The organism is Klebsiella sp. D-Nf1, assembly GCF_002810515.1.
Taxonomy (GTDB): Bacteria; Pseudomonadota; Gammaproteobacteria; order Enterobacterales; family Enterobacteriaceae; genus Klebsiella; species Klebsiella variicola.
Map to the genome: position 1 here is coordinate 1 of NZ_PIOK01000032.1, position 646 is coordinate 646.

1 pseudogene is annotated in these 646 nt (G+C 68.0%); it reads left to right on the forward strand.

Annotation, left to right across the window (positions count from 1 at the left end):
* A pseudogene (locus tag CWM54_RS27850) lies at nucleotides 1–646 on the forward strand (oxaloacetate decarboxylase); the annotation flags it as partial.

Consider the following 646-nt stretch of genomic DNA (forward strand, 5'->3'; position numbering starts at 1 on the left):
CTGGTGACCCCGACCTCGCAGATTGTCGGCACCCAGGCGGTGCTCAACGTCCTGACCGGCGGGCGCTACAAAACCATTGCGAAGGAGACCGCCGGTATCCTGAAGGGCGAGTACGGCCGCACCCCGGCGCCGGTGAACGCCGCCCTGCAGGCGCGGGTGCTTGAGGGCGCTGAAGCCATCACCTGCCGCCCGGCGGACCTGCTGAAGCCGGAGCTGGCGCAGCTGGAAGCCGACGTCAGACGCCAGGCACAGGAGAAGGGCATCACGCTTGCCGAAAACGCCATCGACGACGTGCTCACCGTGGCGCTGTTCCCGCAACCCGGCCTCAAGTTCCTCGAAAACCGCCATAACCCGGCGGCCTTTGAGCCCGTGCCGCAGGTGGAAGAAGCAAAATCTGCCGCACCGGTAAAAGCCGCCGCCTCCGGCGTCTACACCGTGGAAGTGGAAGGTAAAGCCTTTGTGGTCAAAGTCAGCGACGGCGGCGACGTCAGCCAGCTGACGGCGGCCGTACCTGCTGCATCTTCCGCACCGGTTCAGGCCGCCTCGGCCCCGGCAGGCGCCGGCACCCCGGTGACCGCCCCGCTGGCGGGCACTATCTGGAAGGTGCTGGCCAGCGAAGGCCAGACGGTGGCCGAAGGCGAGGTGC